Here is a 15,968-nt window from a genome sequence, read left to right as displayed (position 1 = left end):
ATAATGCCGACTTCATTTCAAATATCTCTCATTAAGGATTTTTCTTGAATATCGAGCATTTTGCCAATCTCTTGGTCCCTATTAGTGTTTTTGTGTTGGTGTTTTGGACAAAACGCATCATCTTGTCTCTTGTGGTTGGAATCTTGGTCGGAGCGTTGATTGTAAATTGGGCGGATGTTTTGCATATACCTGTATATATTTTCCAAAAAGTCTTGTCTGTTTTTTATTTTCCTGCAGAAAATGGCGGGATTGAGATTAATTGGTATGCGATTTATATTTTTATATTTTTGATTATTCTTGGGATTTTGCCGCAGATGTTTATCCACTCTGGGGGTATTGATGCTTTTGTGGCGTGGGCAAGGAATAAAGTCAAGGATACACGGAGTTCGGAGTTTTTGATTTTTTTTGCCGGAATTGTGATTTTTATTGATGATCAATTCAATGCTTTGACATTGGGGCGTTCTGTGCGTCCATTGAGTGATGTGAGCGGGATTAGCCGTGAGCGATTGGCTTATATTATTGATAGCACTTCTGCTCCTGTTTGTATTTTGATACCACTCTCTAGCTGGGGGGCGTATATCATCGGCATTTTGGAGGGAAGTTTGCCCAAGGGAGTGGAGCAGATACCATTGATCGTGCTGATTGAGAGTATTGGCTTGAATTTTTATGCGTGGTTTGCTCTGCTGATGGTGTTTTTGACCATTCTTTGGAGAATCAATCTACCGGTTATGCACCGCAACATCAATGTCAATATTGAGCAGGGGCAAGTCGGAGAAATCAATCCTGATGGCTCGATTTGGGCACTTGTGATACCTATCATAGCATTGGCTTTTGGGACTTTGGCGATGATATTTCTCACAGGCTATCTCAATACACATAGCACCGAAATTTTTATGATTTTGAGCAACACCAATACTGCTTTTTCTGTATTTTTTGGGGGCATTTTGGCACTTTTGAGCAGTTTGGTGATTTCTAAAATCAAACGGAGCGAATACAAAAATATTTTCAAAAATGGCGTGCGTATTTCTTTGCCCTCTGTTGTGATTTTGATTTTGGCTTGGGCGATTGGAAGCATTGTGAGAGATGATTTGCAAACAGGAGAATATCTTTCAAGCTTGGCAAAAAGCTTTTTGGGTGGCGGGGGTATGGATTTTGTCCCATTGTTTTTGTTTGTTGTTTCTATTTTTATTGCTTTTATGACAGGAACTAGCTGGGGGTGTTTTGCAGTGATGATTCCTATTGGTGTGGATTTGGCTCTCTCCAATGGAGGCAATGTCTCACTTGCACTCTCAGCGGTTTTGGCTGGAGCAATTTTTGGGGATCATACTTCGCCTATTTCAGACACAACGATCCTCTCCTCTGCTGGAACTGGGTGTTCTGTCCAAAGCCATTTTATCACTCAGTTGCCTTATGCTAGTATTGGAATGTTTTGTAGTCTCGTGTCCTTTGTGGTTTTTGCAATCACACAAAGCCCGATTCTTTCTTTTGTCATCGGAGGGACACTTCTTGTGTTGGTTTGTTATGTTTTGAAACGCTGTTATGGTGATGAATTGAAGATTGGCTAGAAGGCAAGAGTTTAGGGTAAAATATGCCCTCTAAACAAAAAGGACAAAAATGATTATTGCCGGAAACTTCAAAACTCATCATACGCGTTCAAGCACTCTAGCCTATGCTCAAGAATTGGATTCTTTGTTGGTTGGGCATCGTAGTGAGGTTGTGCTTTTCCCCCCTAGCAGTAGTGTGCCATACAATCAGTTTGAGCATTTGCAGATTGGTGTGCAAAATGCTTATGGCGTTGTCAATGGTGCTTTTAGTGGAGAAATCGGACTAGAGCAAATACTAGAGCTTCAAGTCCAAACCTTGATGATTGGGCATAGTGAGAGGCGTAAGATTTTTGGTGAAAGCAATCAAGAATGTTTTGATAAGTTTAGGTTTTTTGCACAAAACAATATTAAGATATTTTTCTGTATCGGAGAGGATTTGCACACTAGAGATGATGGCAAAACTCAAGATATGCTTAGAGCTCAACTTGAAGGCATTGATTTGGATTATGCACATCTTGTCGTTGCTTATGAACCGATTTGGGCGATTGGCACTGGCAAAAGTGCCTCTGTGGAGGAGATTTGGCATACGCATAGTTTCCTCAAAAATCTTGGTGTGCGTGTTTTGCTTTATGGGGGGAGTGTCAAGCGGGACAATGTGGCAGAGATCTTAGATATTGATGGAGTGGATGGAGTGCTTGTCGGGGGTGCAAGTTTGAAAATAGAGGATTTTTATCCAATTATTCAAGAGGGAGAGAAAAGATGCTAATGCAAGGAAAAAAAGGACTAATCGTTGGAGTGGCAAATCAGAAATCTATCGCCTATGGGATAGCAAAGGCTTGTAAGGAGCAGGGGGCAGAACTTGCTTTTACATTTTTAAATGAAGCGATCCATAAGCGTGTGCAACCGATTGCCGAAGAGTTTGGCAGTGCCAAATATGTCTATGAGCTTGATGTGAGTCAGCCTGAACATTTCAAGAAGCTCAAAGAGGATTTGGAGGCTGATTTTGGAAAACTTGATTTTGTCGTGCATTCTGTGGCGTTTGCACCAAAAGAAGCTCTTGATGGAGAGTTTCTTGATACTTCCAAAGAAGCTTTTGGGACGGCGATGGAGATCTCTGTATATTCGTTGATTGAACTAACTCGAGAGCTCAAAACCTTGCTCAATGAGGGGGCAAGTGTTTTGACATTGAGCTATCTTGGGGCACAGAAGTACGTTACGCATTACAATGTGATGGGGGTGGCAAAAGCAGCATTGGAATCAAGTGTGCGTTATCTAGCTTATGATTTGGGTAAAGATGGGATTAGGGTCAATGCTATATCAGCTGGACCGATTAAAACTTTGGCATCTTCTGGCATTGGGGATTTTAGGATGATTCTCAAATGGAATGAAGCCAATGCTCCATTGCGTAAGAATGTCAGTATCGAGGAGGTGGGGAACTCTGCGATGTATTTGCTTTCGCCTTTGGCAAGTGGCGTGACGGGCGAGGTGCATTATGTGGATTGTGGCTACAACATTATGGGAACTTGTGCGATGGAAAAGAGGGATGGCAAACTAAAACTTGTATATGATGAGGAGACACATTGAGCAAAAAACTTCATTTAATCTCTCTAGGTTGCACCAAAAATCTTGTCGATAGCGAGGTGATGCTAGGTAGGCTCAAAGATTATGCTTTGACTGATGAGGTGAGCGAGGCTGATGTCATACTTGTCAATACTTGCGGGTTTGTTTCAGCAGCCAAGGAAGAGAGCATACGCGTGATTTTGGAGGCTAGTTCTAGGCGTAAAGAAGGGGCTTTGTTGGTAGCAAGTGGTTGTTTGAGTGAGCGTTATCGCCATCAATTGCTTGAAGAAATGCCAGAAATTGATTTGATTACAGGGGTGGGGGATTATGACAAAATTGATGAGCTAATTGCCCAAAAAGAAAATGCTGTTTTTAGCCCAAAGGTTTTTTTGTCTGATAATCATCAAAGGGTGATTACAGGATCAAATATCCATGCTTATGTCAAATTGAGCGAGGGGTGCAATCAAACTTGTAGTTTTTGTTCGATTCCAAGTTTCAAGGGCAAGTTGCATAGTCGCTCGATCCAATCTGTGTTGAAAGAAGTGGAGCAACTCTCATTGCAGGGGTATCAAGATGTTTCTTTTCTTGCACAAGATAGTAGCTCGTATCTGCGTGATTGTGGAGAGAAAAATGGACTGATTGGGTTGATACAAGCCCTAGAAGAGCAGAATCGTGTCAAGAGTGCAAGGATTTTGTATCTTTATCCCACCACCACTACACTTGAGCTGATCGAACAAATCGCAAACTCCAAAATCGTCCAAAACTATTTTGATATGCCAATCCAACACATCAGCTCCTCAATGCTCAAAAGAATGAAAAGAGGGGCAAGTAAAGATCGTCATATAGAGCTACTCAAAGCGATGAGAGAGACCAAAGATTCTTTTTTGAGGACGACTTTGATCATCGGACATCCACAAGAGAGCGATGAGGAGTTTGAAGAACTCTGTGAGTTTATCGAGGGATTCAGGTTTGATGCTGTGAATCTGTTTGCTTTTTCTAGCGAAGAGGGAACTTTGGCTCATCAAATGGATGGACATATTCCAAGCAAAATCATCAATGCAAGAATTGCAACAATCAACAAAATCATTCAGAAGCAACAACAAGAACACAGGAAGCACAATGTGGGCAAGGTGTTGCCTGTGATTATTGAGGGCAAAAGCGAAGTGAGCGAGTATTTTTATAGTGCTAGAGCCGTGCAGTGGGCACCTCAAATTGATGGGGAGATCCTCATCAATCAGATTGCAATCGATGGAGTTACGCAACTTCCAACGGGGTATTACCAAGCAAGAATCACAGAGACAAAAGGAGAGTATGTGTTTGCAGAAGTTGTGGGGGTTGGGATCTAAACCTCTCTGCCCACAACCACTTCAATCTCCACTTTTGCCCCTTTTGGCAGATCTTTGACTGCTATCGCACTTCTTGCAGGATAGGGTGCAGAAAAATATTCTTGATAAATTTCATTCATCGCCTCAAAATCCGCAATGTCTGCCAAGAATATTGTGGTTTTGATGATGTGTCGTAGATCTAGGTTGAGTTCTTGGAGGATGGCTTGAATGTTGAGAATAGATTGTCGCGTTTGCTCTTTGATTTCATCGCTGACTAATTGCATCGTGTCAGGATTGAGTGGTAGCTGACCGGAGACAAAGATTAGATTGTTGTATTCCCTATAGGTGCTGTAGGGTCCAATGGCTTTTGGGTAAGACATATTTAATTCCTTGAAATAAAATTTGTAAATTATAAAATGAAATTTTTTATGAAGGCATAAAATGAAGCATAAAATCAATGAACTTCCACAGGGGCGTTTTCTGTTGGGATTTTCTGGTGGAGTGGATAGCAGTGCATTGTTTTTTATGCTCTATCAATGTGGTATCGAGTTTGATTTGGCGATTGTTGATTATGGGGTAAGGGAGCAAAGTGCGTTGGAGGTGCAGTATGCTCAAGAATTGGCAAGGGTTTATCAGAAACGATGCTATGTGCACAAAGCTCCACAAATTGTTGGGAATTTCGAATCTGAAGCAAGGGCAATCCGCTATAGGTTTTTCCAAGAGATTGTTTTGGGGGAGGGATATGCTGGAGTGATTTTGGCTCATCAACTCAATGATCGTTTGGAGTGGTTTGTGATGCAGATGTGTAGAGGTGCTGGGCTAAATACGATTTTGGGGTTTGATTTTTTGGAGAAGTGGCAAAAGATCTCTATTTATCGCCCATTGCTTGAGGTGAGTCGGGCAGAAATTGAAGAATATTCTTGTCAAAACAGCATCAAAAGCTTCCAAGATGCAAGTAACCAAGATATGTCTTTTCAGAGAAATTATGTTCGCACGCTTTTGGCTCCGTTGATTCAAAAACACCACCATAATATCGCCCAAACTCTAGCTTATCTTTTCGAGGACAAAAAACGATTGTATCGTGAGGTGCAGACGCACAATCTAGGTGATATTGTTGCATTTGCACGCAGTGAGGTGGCTAATGATTTGCACTGCCTTGATCAGTTGCTCAAGCAGCGAGGATATGTGCTATCGCAAAAGCAAAGAGATGAAATATCGAGGTGTGATTTTGAGTGTGAAATCGCAGGGTGGGTGATTGCTTCTTGTGCGGAGTGGGTTTGGATTGCCCCAAAAATCAAGGTCGATCAAATGGAAAAAAAGTTTAGAGAATCAATGCGTCTAGAATCTATCCCATCAAGATTGCGTAAAAATATTTATCAACTGATACAAGAGGGAAAAATTGAGCTTGATGAGGTGAAAAAATTTTTCAAAATATAGAAATGTATCCTACCAAGCGTTAATTTGGAATTTAAGAAGGGCTGTGAAGTGGTATAATGAACGGCTATGCTTTAAATCAAAAATCGGAGGGATCAATGCAAGAGCATACATCAGTGAAGTATGATTATTCTATTGCAAGATTATTTGTTTTGACAATCTTGTTATTTGGGCTTGTTGGATTGCTTGTCGGTGTGATCATCGCATTTCAAATGGCATTCCCAAGTCTCAACTATTTGGCATCGGAGTATGGGACTTTTGGGCGTTTGCGTCCATTGCATACCAATGCTGTCATTTATGGTTTTACGCTAAGCGGGATTTGGGCTGGATGGTATTATCTTGGGCAAAGAGTTCTCAAGATTTCTTATGTTGAACATCCATTTTTGCGTTATGTGGGTTATGCACATTTTTCAGTGTATATTGTTGTGATGATTTTGGCGGTTGTGACATTGCTTGGAGGCTTCACACAATCCAAAGAATATGCAGAACTGATTTGGCCCCTTGATTTGCTAGTGGTAGTTGTTTGGGTGCTTTGGGGGATTAGTTTATTTGGAAGTATGGGGGTTAGACGCGAAAAAACCATCTATGTTTCACTTTGGTATTTCATTGCGACTTTTATTGGGATTGCCACGCTTTATATTTTCAACAATCTTGCGATCCCCACTTACTTTGTTGCAGGAGTTGGAAGCATTTGGCATTCTATTTCTTTGTATTCTGGCACTAATGATGCGATGATTCAGTGGTGGTGGGGACATAATGCTGTGGCGTTTGTTTTTACTTCAGGAGTTATTGGACTAATTTATTATTTTTTGCCAAAAGAATCAGGACAGCCTATTTTTTCTTATAAATTAACTATTTTTTCATTCTGGGCTTTGATGTTTGTGTATATCTGGGCTGGGGGACACCATCTGATTTATTCAACGATCCCTGATTGGATTCAAACTTTGGGATCTGTGTTTTCCGTGATTTTGATTTTGCCTTCTTGGGGAACAGGGATTAATATGCTTCTGACAATGAAAGGGCAGTGGCATCAACTTAGAGAATCCCCGGTGATTAAGTTTATGATTTTGGCTTCGACTTTTTATCTCCTTACAACGCTTGAGGGACCAATCCAGTCGATTAAATCCGTGAATGCTTTGGCTCACTTTACAGATTGGATTATCGGGCATGTCCATGATGCGGCTTTGGGATGGGTTGGCTTTATGGTTATTGCAGCCACTTTCCATATGGTGCCAAGAATATTCAATCGTGCAATTTATTCCAAAAAGCTTGTTGAAGCACAATTTTGGATTATGACTATTGGGATTGTTTTGTATTTCTCTAGTATGTGGATTGCTGGGATTACTCAAGGTATGATGTGGATTGATCGAGATGAGTATGGTGTTCTTTCTTATCAGTTTATAGATACGGTGGTTGCTATTGTTCCTTATTATGTGATTCGTGGAATCGGTGGCTTGATGTATCTAGTTGGTTTTGTGATGTTTGTTTATAATATTTTGATGACAATCAGTGCGGGCAGAGTGTTAGACAAAGAGCCTCGATATGCTACGCCTATGGATTCTTAGGAGGGTGTTATGTTTGGTTGGTTAGAAAAAAATCCATTCTTTTTTTCATTGGCTTTTATCTTTGTGTTTTCAATCGCAGGGCTTGTGGAGATTTTGCCAAGTTTTGCAAAAACTGCTAGACCCTTGGAGGGATTGAAACCTTATAGTGTGCTTGAGACAGCAGGAAGACAAGTTTATATTGAGGAGGGTTGCTACAACTGCCATTCTCAACTTGTGCGTCCTTTCAAATTCGAAACAGATCGCTATGGGGCTTATAGCTTGAGTGGTGAATATGCTTTTGATCGCCCATTCTTGTGGGGCTCTAAACGCACAGGTCCAGATTTGCATCGTGTGGGAGATAGTAGAACTACAGATTGGCATGCTTATCATATGTGGGATCCTACTAGCGTGGTGCCAGGTTCGATTATGCCTGCTTATCGCCATTTGTATTTCAATAATGCTGATTTTGATACAGCATACGCTGAAGCATACACACAGAAAAAGATTTTTGCTGTGCCTTATGATGTTGAGGGAGGCGTGAAGCTTGGCACTTTGGAAGAGGCAAAAGCAGAATATCTGAAAGAAGCACAGGTGATTGTGGATGATATGAACGCAATGGTGGCTAATCATCTCAAGAGTGTAGGAGACACTCAAGGCTCTGTAGATATGAGCGAAGCACTCAAAAAGGGAGAGGTGAGGAAGATTGTTGCATTGATTGCTTATCTCAATAGCTTGAGTCAATCTAGGCGTATGCACACAGAGGGGAACTAGTATGGACATAGCAATGATTCTATCCCTTCAAAAAATAATTTATTTGATTGTGACAATCATTTTGTGCGTATTTCTTTATTCCTATATTATCTATATGTATCGCATTGAAAAAAAGGGTGAGAAAAATTATGAAAAATATGCGAGATTGGCTTTAGATGATTCTATGGAAGATGAAATTATTGAAAGAAGATAAAAAAGGAGAGTGAAATGTTTGGTTTAAACCTAAGCGATCATGTTATTTTTGCCGCTTTGACCGCTGCTTTTGTGATTTTGGCACTGACAGCTTATGTGGTGAATTTGTATATCAAGAAAATGAAAGTTACAAGACCAGAGGGCAAATTGGCAGAAGAAGAATGGGATGGAATCCAAAAATTCAAAAACAATCTACCTCTTGGTTGGACAATTTGTTTTGTGGTGGCTATTGTTTGGGGATTTTGGTATATCTTTGTGGGTTATCCGATCAATGCCTTTTCTCAAATTGGGCAATACAATGCTGATGTTGCAGATTACAACAAACAATACAGCAAGAAACTTGCAAATTTGACACAAGAACAACTTGTGGAAATGGGGCAAAATATATTCCTAGTCCAATGTTCTCAATGCCACGGAGTGACTGCTAATGGTTTGGCAGGGAAGGCTCAAAACTTGACACAATGGGGCAAGGAAGAGGGGATTATGAATACTATCATGCACGGATCAAAAGGTTTGGATTTGCCACTTGGTGAGATGCCTCCTGTTGAAATGAGCGAATCTGATGCACGTGCTGTGGCTTCATATATAATGGCAGATATTTCAGATGTCAAGCATACCAAATATCCGACTGATGTGGCTAAAGGCAAGGAAGTGTTTAATACCGCAGGTTGTACAGGTTGTCACGGAGAAGATGGCAAAGGAATGGATGGAAGTGCTGCAGATTTGAGCACTTATGGCACTCCAAAGTTTTTGGCTTATATCCTCAATCACGGCAAAAAAGGCATGATTGGTCAAATGCCATCTTTTGCTTATGCTGGATTTAGCGAGATACAAATCAAAGCTTTATCTGCTTTTATTGAATCATTAGAGCCAAATGGGCAATAAGGAGAAAAAATGAATAGAATGTTTGGCATCAATGGAATTCTTGGGATGTTGATTTTGGTCGTAGTGTTGTTGAGTGTGGTTGCGTTTTTGGGCTTTCGAGCGTGGGAAACGCAAGTGGCACAAGTGAATAATCCTTATCGTTTGGAAACCCCCAATCAAATCCAAACAGAAAGCACTCAAAATGCACAATACTATCAACTTGTAAAATAGAGGAGGAATGCATGGAATACACATTTTTGGAAAAAGTTTTGGGTGGTTTGATTATCGCTTTGATCGTTGCAATGATTGTTGTCCCATTCGTGCCAAATCTATTATTGACTTTGTAAGATGCGTGTATTCAAAAGAATTTTCATAATTCTTTTGATGGCAACTCCATTGTTTGGCACCAATTTTGTGTTGTCCAATCAAGATGCTCTGCTTGTGCCAAAATCTAGTGATTTTGTACAGAAGCTTTCAGGAGAGCTGTTTGAAAAGACAGGTTTTGCTTTGTATGTTGTTGTGGCAAATTTGGAGGGTGGGGCAACCGCATCTCAAAAACGCAAACAATTCAAAGAGGAGTTTCTGCACAAGTTGCAGACACCTTATGGGGTTGTTTTTATGATCCCCTCTCATCAAAAAATAGACATCGTGCTCTCCCCACATTTTGCAGACATCGATACGCGTCGGATTATTTATCAATTTATGGTGAAGATTTTGATGCAACAAAAAGACCTCACACCTCAAATCATTTCTGCATCCTTGCTCAATGGCTATGCACAACTAGCCGATGAGATTGCACGTCATTATGGGGTGCAGTTGGAGGGAAATGCGATCGTTGATTCAAGTGGGGTGAGCGATTATGTCCATTATAGTCTTTATGTGATGTTGGGGTTGCCTATTATGCTGATTTTGTATATTTATTGCACAAGGAGAAGAGATGAATAGGTGGGTGCTAGGGATCACTTGTTTTTTGGGGATTGCTGTTTTTGGAATCATTTGGAGCGTCGTTGCAGCCATCAATAGTCCGATTATCGAGGATCAAAGCTATTTGATGAAAAAAAGCCTTGTAGATACAGAGATCAATCAAATCATCCAAAGAGAGAATCTATTTAGCACTAGATTTGTTTTGTATGCTAGTCTCAATACTTCTCCTGCTATAGAGACATCAAATCGCCTTGTGTTTCCTTACTACGCACACCAAGAGGGTGCGCATCAAATCCAAGCGCTCCCAAAAAACACAATGTTTGTCAGAGTGGTTGCCAAAGATGTGAAACAGGCAAACAAAGCGGATTCTCCAGCTTTGCGTTTGAAGCTTTTTTTGGATTATTATCAAGACAAAAAAGTGATTGAGGTTGGATCAATGCAGTTTGTGGGAGGGGAATACAAAAGCGGTGAGTTTGCATTGAAAAAGGGATTGTATAAAGCTATCTTTGAAGTTTCAGAGGCTGGAGATGAGAAAAAGGATAAGCTGTATTTCCAAAAAGAATTTATCGTCTATTAAAAGCGGCTTGGTTTTAATAGAGGCTTTGATTTGTCTTGGAATCTTTGGGCTTTGCTTGTTTTATGCGTTGTCGTGGTTGCAGATACCTAAAGCCATGGATCTATCTCCTCATTCTTTTGATTGTGCTTCTAGCGATGTTGTTTTGCAAAGCGAGGAGGGACTGAGCTTCCAAACACTTTTGCTAGAGTGTAGGACAAACAATGAAGTGTTTTATCAATACAAAATCAACTAGCAGTGCCTTTAGTTTGCTTGAGAGCATTGTCGCATTGTTGCTTTTTGTTGTCATTCTTTTTGGGGTGTTTTCCACAGCGTTAAATGTTTCCAAAAGATCCAATGCACAATATATAGATCAAATGGAAGAAATCGATGTGCAGAATGCTTTGGCATTGATTGCTGCAAGAATGCAGTTTGATGTCAGCGGCATAGCATCAAGCCTCAAAAGAGGAGAGGCATTTGTGTTTCAGGCATTGAATGGCGGGGGCGAAAAGTTTGTATTGCCACAATCTTGCTCTAGCAATCAGATCATTTTGCCCAAAAATCATTCTTTGCCCATCATAGACAAAATCTTTGTGTGTGGCAATGGAGGGTGCCACACAATGCGTATTTTGCAAAATATTGGTGGAGTGGTGCAGGTTGATGGTGTCGGGTTGAAGGAGTGCAAGATAGCGTTTGCTGTGCAGGATGTGACTCTTGGGCTAGAAAATGATGGGAGGCTTTTGCTTGATGGAGAGTTGATCGCTTCAGGGATACATACTTTGCAGACACAACGCATTGAAGAGGGGTTGTATCAAATCTTGATCTGCCGCAAACAATGCTTTTATAGGGATTTTAGGGCTGGAAATATTTATGAAAAACTCTAATGCCTTTTTCGCATTGCCCATTTTGGCTTTGTTGTTTTTGATTGTATGGGGGATTTATTCTAATTATTTAAGTTTGGGACACAATGTCGCACTCAAGACTTTTTTGCACATCAATAATCAAATGCAAAGATATGAGCAGTCTTTGTTTGACATTGTCGCAAAATGCCTCAAAAACGATACTTATAAGCAGTGTAAGCAATTGAGTTTCCAACTCAAGGGAGGGTATCGAGGTGTTGTGGTGGTCAAGGAGTTGGCTAGTGATTTGCTCAAGATTGATGTGATGATAGAGTATGGTCACCCTTTAAGTGCTCAATACATACGCCACTTCAAAACACAATTCCTAGAAAAGCTTAAATGAAGTGCTGATGATGGCAAAAAGATAGACAAACAATAATAAAGTTTTGTGCGTTTTTGAAGTGATTCTAGAGGCAATAGTTAGCCCAAGCAAAACCCCAATCGCAGAGCATAGTCCGATGATGATTCCTGTTTGCAAATGCACAAAACCTGAATGATACAAGCTTAATGCTCCAGAAATTGAGGATAGAGCAATAAAAAACAGACTGAGTGGCACGGCTTTTTTGGAATCAAGACCAAGAAAATAGCCAAGAATTGGCACAAGTATCAATCCTCCACCAATCCCAAGACTTGAAGAAAACATGCCTGTGAGAATACCTGCCAACCACAAGATGAGCAGTTGTGTTGGTTGGGACACTCTAGCGGTGGATGTGTGTTTGGGTTGTGTGAAAAAATATTTATAAAACGAAATAAAAGTGCAACACAAAAAAGCGATATTGAGCCAAAGAGAGCCGAGAAATTGCACGATAGGACCGCTTAGGCTTGAGCCAATCATTCCACCAAAACCCAAAATGATTCCATTGCGTAAAGGGATCAAGCCTTTTTTGTAATTGATGTATGATCCCACAAAACTTGCAAAAATCATTTGTACCATTGAAATGCCAATGGCATATTGAATGTCATAACCCATCAGCATTAGTGTGGGAAGAATGATTGTGCCACCACCTATGCCAAAAAGACCAGAGCCAATGCCTGAAACAATGCCTAAAGCAATCCAAACTAAGAACATAGCACTTGCTAGGATCTTCTAATTTTTGTGAGCAAAAATGCCCAACGCCCAAGTCCATAAATCACATAGCCACTCATAAAAAAGGTGAGGAACTCTATCGGACGATAGATGAGAATCCCACATAGCAAGAGAAGCACTATGAAGGTTTTGAGATTCCAAGTCATCGCTTTGAAAGATGGGTATCTAATATTGCTTACCATCAAAACCCCTACAAGCAAAACACAGCTTAGCGAAATGTAGCCCAGTGCATTGGGATTGCCAATGAGGATGTCGAGGCTATTATCCAAAGCATTATGCACGACTTTGGGTTGTTCAAAGATAGTGTAATCTTGATTGAACAAAATCCAAGTTACCAAAATCACAGCAGCAGAAGGAATGGGCAGTCCGATAAAAAAGTTTGGCTCTGAATGCGTTGTGATATTGAAACGGGCAAGACGGATCGCTCCAAAGATGACAAACAAAGCACAGACAACTAGTCCAAAACGCCCATAATATTGACCTATATAAAAATAAACTAGCATTGCAGGTGCAACACCAAAAGCCACAATGTCAGCCAAAGAATCAAACTCTACTCCAAACTTACTTGAAGTATTGGTGAGTCGTGCTACACGCCCATCAAGTCCATCCAAAATCATCGAGGCAACAATTGCCCAACACGCCAATGTAAAATCCTCTTTGGCTGAGGAGATAATACTAATAATGGCTAAAAAAATGCTCCCAGCAGTGAAGGCATTGGGCAAAACATAAAGGGGGTTAATTTTCATTGATGTATCCTAAAATGCTTTCTCCACCTCTAATTTTGTCACCAATATTGACTTGAATCTTGAGGTTTTTGACGCTAATGGTGCTAATCCCACATTTCAAAAACCCAATCCTCTCATTGCGTTCAAGTGTCGGCATTATTGGATCAAAGGGGATTGTGGATAGTAGCTCTTGTTGGACATCGATAGAAAAATTTGGAGTTTTGAGATAAAAGTGCGGAGCTAGGTGGTGTTTGGAAGTGGAAAAATAAAGTGGTATGCCATTGGTCTTGTTGATCTCATAGGTGTCAGAAGTATATGGTGCACGCACAACTCCTGCATCCAATATGCCAGTTTTGACCACAATGATTGTTTCTTGATTTTGACTCAAAATGTTTTCAATGATTCCATCGATGGGTGCAAGAAAAGCATCTTGTGAAATATGCTTATCAGAGCGTTCGGGGTTTCTAAAAATAAACAAACAAAACACAAGACATGTTGTAATCAAAAAAGCCAAGATATTGTATTCAAATAACAATGTCAATAATAGCGCAAAGAGAAGGGTGATGCAGATTTTGAAGCCACTTTGCGTAATGTAAAATGTCTGCAGATTCATTAGATCTCCTAGCTATTTTTCTTCAAGTATAACAAGTCTTGTGGGCAAAGAATATTTTTCTTCATAAGTTTTGAGAATTTCCCTCACCCTAGCACCATCAATCACCTCTTTTTCTAGCAATTCCTCAGTCATTATTTGAATCGCCTCTTTATAATCTCTCAATGTTTGCTTGACACTCTCAAAGCGTTCGTTGAGTGTTGTTTGGATAAAGTGATCGAGTTTTTCTGCAGTTTGCTCACTATATTCACTCTCGCCTCTTCCGCCACCCAAAAATTGATTCCTTGATTTTTCTAGCACCATTAGACCGCTCACATCAGTCATCCCATAATAGCTTGCCATTCTACGCAAAATATCTGTAGCGCGTTCCAAATCATTACTTGCACCTGTGCTAATCTCCTCAAGAAACACTTCTTCAGCCGCTCTGCCCCCCAAAAGCACATCAACTTCAGCCATCAGCTCGTGTTTTTGGTGTAGGTATTTGTTCTCATCTTGCGGAAAGTTGAGTGTATATCCAAGAGCCGCCATTCCTCGCGGAATGATTGATACTTTATTGACTTGATCTGCTCCCTTTGTGAGTGCTGCAATCACTGCGTGCCCACTCTCGTGATAGGCTACAATCTCTTTTTCTTTTTTATTGACGCGTCTAGATTTTTTCTCAAGACCTGCGATCCCTCTTTCTACAGCTTCTTTGAGTTCTTTTTGAGAGACTTCTGTTTTGTTCATTCTTCCTGCTAGAAGTGCTGCCTCATTGATGATGTTTGCCAAATCTGCTCCAGCAAGTCCAACGGTCATTTTGGCAATTTCATTGAGATCCACATCTCTTGCAGGTTTGATCGCTTTGATATGCACTTTGAGGATTTCGATCCTTCCTTTGTAATCGGGTCGATCCACAAGGACTTGGCGATCAAATCTTCCCGGACGCAAGAGTGCAGGATCTAGGATCTCAGGACGATTGGTGGCGGCTAGGACTATCACGGGTGCTGATTCGCTACCAAAGCCATCCATTTCTGCCAATAATTGATTGAGGGTTTGCTCTCTCTCATCATTTCCGCTCACAATGCCCCCCGCTGCACGACTTTTCCCAATCGCATCAATCTCATCAATAAATATAATGCTTGGTGCATCTTTTTTTGCCATCGCAAACAAATCACGCACACGACTTGCTCCCATTCCCACAAACATTTCAATGAAGCTACTCCCACTCATCGAGAAAAATGGCACATTGGCTTCACCTGCAACAGCCTTTGCCAAAAGCGTTTTGCCCGTTCCGGGAGGTCCCACAAGCAAAACACCTCTTGGGATCTTGGCACCCAAAAGCGTGTAGCGATCGGGATGTTTGAGAAAATCTACAATCTCCACCACTTCTTCTTTTGCCTCTTCATTTCCTGCCATATCATCAAATTTCACATTTGGCTTCTCTGCATTGACAAGTTTTCTAGCACTTCCCATATTGAAGATTCCATTGCCCATGCTTTTTTGCATACGACTTGAAATAAACATCCAAAACAAGATGAGCAACAAAAATGGCATCACCCAGCTCAATACATCACTGAATATATTTTCCTCGCTGAAGCCACTATAGGGAATGTGGTTTTCATCAAGGAGTCCTACTAGTGAGCTGTCTGCAACTTTTTTGGCGACATAGAGCGTTTTGGTTTGGCTAGATGCGGCTTTGATTAGGGTTTGACCAATGCTTACAGCATCCACCTCTTTGTTTTTGATCATCTGCTTAAGCTCAGAATAATCGACATCTTTTGTGGTTGTGATTTGCCCCACTTTGTCTGTCAATGCTCCATTGCTTGGAGAAAGATAGCGGAACACAATCATTGCAACTAGTGTAAGGATTGCAACTACAATGATGGGGTTTTTGCTCAAAGGTTTTTTGTCATTTGGTTGTTTTTGATTCATATCTATTTCCTTTGCTTTGTTTGTA

General features: G+C 40.7%; 20 protein-coding genes. 15 read left to right on the top strand and 5 right to left on the bottom strand.

Annotated features, from left to right (window positions below; genetic code table 11):
• Positions 1-44 precede the first annotated feature (44 nt).
• From BBW65_RS04545 to rimO, 4 genes are read left to right on the top strand one after another with little or no spacing between them, the layout of a single operon-like run.
• Positions 45-1,565, top strand: a complete 1,521-nt coding sequence (locus BBW65_RS04545) for a Na+/H+ antiporter NhaC family protein (protein ID WP_083986064.1) — start codon at positions 45-47, stop codon at positions 1,563-1,565.
• Positions 1,566-1,614: 49 nt separating this feature from the next.
• The gene (locus tag BBW65_RS04540) at positions 1,615-2,310 is read left to right on the top strand and encodes a triose-phosphate isomerase (RefSeq protein WP_066340355.1); all 696 of its coding nucleotides are present in this window, start codon (positions 1,615-1,617) and stop codon (positions 2,308-2,310) included.
• Positions 2,304-3,128, top strand: coding sequence for an enoyl-ACP reductase FabI (gene fabI, locus BBW65_RS04535; protein ID WP_066340348.1), 825 nt, complete (start codon positions 2,304-2,306; stop codon positions 3,126-3,128). Before BBW65_RS04540 ends, fabI begins: the two co-directional genes overlap by 7 nt.
• On the top strand, positions 3,125-4,450 hold the full coding sequence (gene rimO, locus BBW65_RS04530; protein WP_066340347.1) for a 30S ribosomal protein S12 methylthiotransferase RimO: 1,326 nt from the start codon (positions 3,125-3,127) through the stop codon (positions 4,448-4,450). The genes fabI and rimO overlap by 4 nt, the downstream gene beginning before the upstream one ends.
• On the opposite strand, the gene BBW65_RS04525 is transcribed toward rimO, so the two are convergent.
• Positions 4,447-4,809: a Rid family detoxifying hydrolase gene (locus tag BBW65_RS04525; RefSeq protein ID WP_066340344.1), complete on the bottom strand. Its 363-nt coding sequence runs from the start codon at positions 4,807-4,809 to the stop codon at positions 4,447-4,449. The genes rimO and BBW65_RS04525 overlap by 4 nt on opposite strands.
• Positions 4,810-4,870: 61 nt before the next feature.
• Here BBW65_RS04525 and tilS point away from each other — a divergent pair, with 61 nt between their 5' ends.
• From tilS to BBW65_RS04470, 11 genes are all read left to right on the top strand, one after another.
• Positions 4,871-5,866 (top strand): tRNA lysidine(34) synthetase TilS, encoded by a 996-nt coding sequence (gene tilS / locus BBW65_RS04520; RefSeq protein WP_066340341.1) that lies wholly within the window; start codon positions 4,871-4,873, stop codon positions 5,864-5,866.
• Positions 5,867-5,961: 95 nt separating this feature from the next.
• Positions 5,962-7,428 (top strand): cytochrome-c oxidase, cbb3-type subunit I, encoded by a 1,467-nt coding sequence (ccoN, locus tag BBW65_RS04515; protein WP_066340337.1) that lies wholly within the window; start codon positions 5,962-5,964, stop codon positions 7,426-7,428.
• Positions 7,429-7,437: 9 nt separating this feature from the next.
• The gene (ccoO, locus tag BBW65_RS04510) at positions 7,438-8,178 is read left to right on the top strand and encodes a cytochrome-c oxidase, cbb3-type subunit II (RefSeq protein ID WP_066340334.1); all 741 of its coding nucleotides are present in this window, start codon (positions 7,438-7,440) and stop codon (positions 8,176-8,178) included.
• Between the two features lies 1 nt (position 8,179).
• The gene (locus BBW65_RS04505) at positions 8,180-8,371 is read left to right on the top strand and encodes a cytochrome c oxidase, cbb3-type, CcoQ subunit (protein ID WP_066340333.1); all 192 of its coding nucleotides are present in this window, start codon (positions 8,180-8,182) and stop codon (positions 8,369-8,371) included.
• Positions 8,372-8,385: 14 nt separating this feature from the next.
• The gene (gene ccoP / locus BBW65_RS04500) at positions 8,386-9,255 is read left to right on the top strand and encodes a cytochrome-c oxidase, cbb3-type subunit III (RefSeq protein ID WP_066340331.1); all 870 of its coding nucleotides are present in this window, start codon (positions 8,386-8,388) and stop codon (positions 9,253-9,255) included.
• Between the two features lie 9 nt (positions 9,256-9,264).
• Positions 9,265-9,465, top strand: a complete 201-nt coding sequence (locus BBW65_RS04495) for a DUF4006 family protein (protein WP_066340329.1) — start codon at positions 9,265-9,267, stop codon at positions 9,463-9,465.
• Positions 9,466-9,630: 165 nt separating this feature from the next.
• Positions 9,631-10,179: a hypothetical protein gene (locus BBW65_RS04490; RefSeq protein ID WP_199919384.1), complete on the top strand. Its 549-nt coding sequence runs from the start codon at positions 9,631-9,633 to the stop codon at positions 10,177-10,179.
• Complete coding sequence (locus BBW65_RS04485) at positions 10,172-10,735, top strand: hypothetical protein (RefSeq protein ID WP_066340328.1); 564 nt, start codon at positions 10,172-10,174, stop codon at positions 10,733-10,735. The genes BBW65_RS04490 and BBW65_RS04485 overlap by 8 nt, the downstream gene beginning before the upstream one ends.
• 7 nt (positions 10,736-10,742) lie before the next feature.
• Entirely contained in the window at positions 10,743-10,967 is a 225-nt protein-coding gene (locus BBW65_RS04480) for a hypothetical protein (protein ID WP_066340325.1), read from the top strand.
• Positions 10,936-11,595, top strand: a complete 660-nt coding sequence (locus tag BBW65_RS04475) for a PulJ/GspJ family protein (RefSeq protein ID WP_066340318.1) — start codon at positions 10,936-10,938, stop codon at positions 11,593-11,595. Before BBW65_RS04480 ends, BBW65_RS04475 begins: the two co-directional genes overlap by 32 nt.
• Positions 11,582-11,953 (top strand): hypothetical protein, encoded by a 372-nt coding sequence (locus BBW65_RS04470; RefSeq protein WP_066340315.1) that lies wholly within the window; start codon positions 11,582-11,584, stop codon positions 11,951-11,953. Before BBW65_RS04475 ends, BBW65_RS04470 begins: the two co-directional genes overlap by 14 nt.
• Here the strand turns inward: BBW65_RS04470 and BBW65_RS04465 are convergent.
• The 4 genes from BBW65_RS04465 to ftsH are packed head-to-tail and all read right to left on the bottom strand — an operon-like array spanning position 11,936 to position 15,943.
• The gene (locus tag BBW65_RS04465; protein ID WP_066340312.1) at positions 11,936-12,679 is read right to left on the bottom strand and encodes a sulfite exporter TauE/SafE family protein; all 744 of its coding nucleotides are present in this window, start codon (positions 12,677-12,679) and stop codon (positions 11,936-11,938) included. The two genes, BBW65_RS04470 and BBW65_RS04465, sit on opposite strands and share 18 nt — an antisense overlap.
• 8 nt (positions 12,680-12,687) lie before the next feature.
• Positions 12,688-13,443, bottom strand: a complete 756-nt coding sequence (pssA, locus tag BBW65_RS04460) for a CDP-diacylglycerol--serine O-phosphatidyltransferase (protein ID WP_066340308.1) — start codon at positions 13,441-13,443, stop codon at positions 12,688-12,690.
• Positions 13,433-14,035 carry a phosphatidylserine decarboxylase gene (locus BBW65_RS04455; RefSeq protein WP_066340298.1) on the bottom strand — a complete coding sequence of 201 codons (603 nt, stop codon included), beginning with the start codon at positions 14,033-14,035 and terminating at the stop codon, positions 13,433-13,435. Before BBW65_RS04455 ends, pssA begins: the two co-directional genes overlap by 11 nt.
• A 12-nt stretch (positions 14,036-14,047) precedes the next feature.
• The gene (ftsH, locus tag BBW65_RS04450) at positions 14,048-15,943 is read right to left on the bottom strand and encodes an ATP-dependent zinc metalloprotease FtsH (RefSeq protein WP_066340295.1); all 1,896 of its coding nucleotides are present in this window, start codon (positions 15,941-15,943) and stop codon (positions 14,048-14,050) included.
• Between the last annotated feature and the right edge of the window lie 25 nt (positions 15,944-15,968).

It is taken from the genome of Helicobacter enhydrae (genome assembly GCF_001693335.1).
GTDB lineage: Bacteria > Campylobacterota > Campylobacteria > Campylobacterales > Helicobacteraceae > Helicobacter_G > Helicobacter_G enhydrae.
The sequence above is the reverse complement of the archived record's forward strand: the minus strand, read 5'-3'. Positions and strand labels throughout refer to the sequence as shown.

Bases quoted from the DNA above. Each gene is read 5' to 3' on its own strand.
- BBW65_RS04505 (WP_066340333.1), top strand. From the start codon at position 8,180: ATGGACATAGCAATGATTCTATCCCTTCAAAAAATAATTTATTTGATT.
- BBW65_RS04475 (WP_066340318.1), top strand. From the start codon at position 10,936: ATGAAGTGTTTTATCAATACAAAATCAACTAGCAGTGCCTTTAGTTTG.
- BBW65_RS04495 (WP_066340329.1), top strand. From the start codon at position 9,265: ATGAATAGAATGTTTGGCATCAATGGAATTCTTGGGATGTTGATTTTG.
- ftsH (WP_066340295.1), bottom strand. From the start codon at position 15,943: ATGAATCAAAAACAACCAAATGACAAAAAACCTTTGAGCAAAAACCCC.
- BBW65_RS04525 (WP_066340344.1), bottom strand. From the start codon at position 4,809: ATGTCTTACCCAAAAGCCATTGGACCCTACAGCACCTATAGGGAATAC.
- BBW65_RS04465 (WP_066340312.1), bottom strand. From the start codon at position 12,679: ATGTTCTTAGTTTGGATTGCTTTAGGCATTGTTTCAGGCATTGGCTCT.
- BBW65_RS04455 (WP_066340298.1), bottom strand. From the start codon at position 14,035: ATGAATCTGCAGACATTTTACATTACGCAAAGTGGCTTCAAAATCTGC.
- ccoN (WP_066340337.1), top strand. From the start codon at position 5,962: ATGCAAGAGCATACATCAGTGAAGTATGATTATTCTATTGCAAGATTA.
- ccoP (WP_066340331.1), top strand. From the start codon at position 8,386: ATGTTTGGTTTAAACCTAAGCGATCATGTTATTTTTGCCGCTTTGACC.
- ccoO (WP_066340334.1), top strand. From the start codon at position 7,438: ATGTTTGGTTGGTTAGAAAAAAATCCATTCTTTTTTTCATTGGCTTTT.
- tilS (WP_066340341.1), top strand. From the start codon at position 4,871: ATGAAGCATAAAATCAATGAACTTCCACAGGGGCGTTTTCTGTTGGGA.
- BBW65_RS04540 (WP_066340355.1), top strand. From the start codon at position 1,615: ATGATTATTGCCGGAAACTTCAAAACTCATCATACGCGTTCAAGCACT.
- BBW65_RS04470 (WP_066340315.1), top strand. From the start codon at position 11,582: ATGAAAAACTCTAATGCCTTTTTCGCATTGCCCATTTTGGCTTTGTTG.
- fabI (WP_066340348.1), top strand. From the start codon at position 2,304: ATGCTAATGCAAGGAAAAAAAGGACTAATCGTTGGAGTGGCAAATCAG.
- pssA (WP_066340308.1), bottom strand. From the start codon at position 13,443: ATGAAAATTAACCCCCTTTATGTTTTGCCCAATGCCTTCACTGCTGGG.
- BBW65_RS04485 (WP_066340328.1), top strand. From the start codon at position 10,172: ATGAATAGGTGGGTGCTAGGGATCACTTGTTTTTTGGGGATTGCTGTT.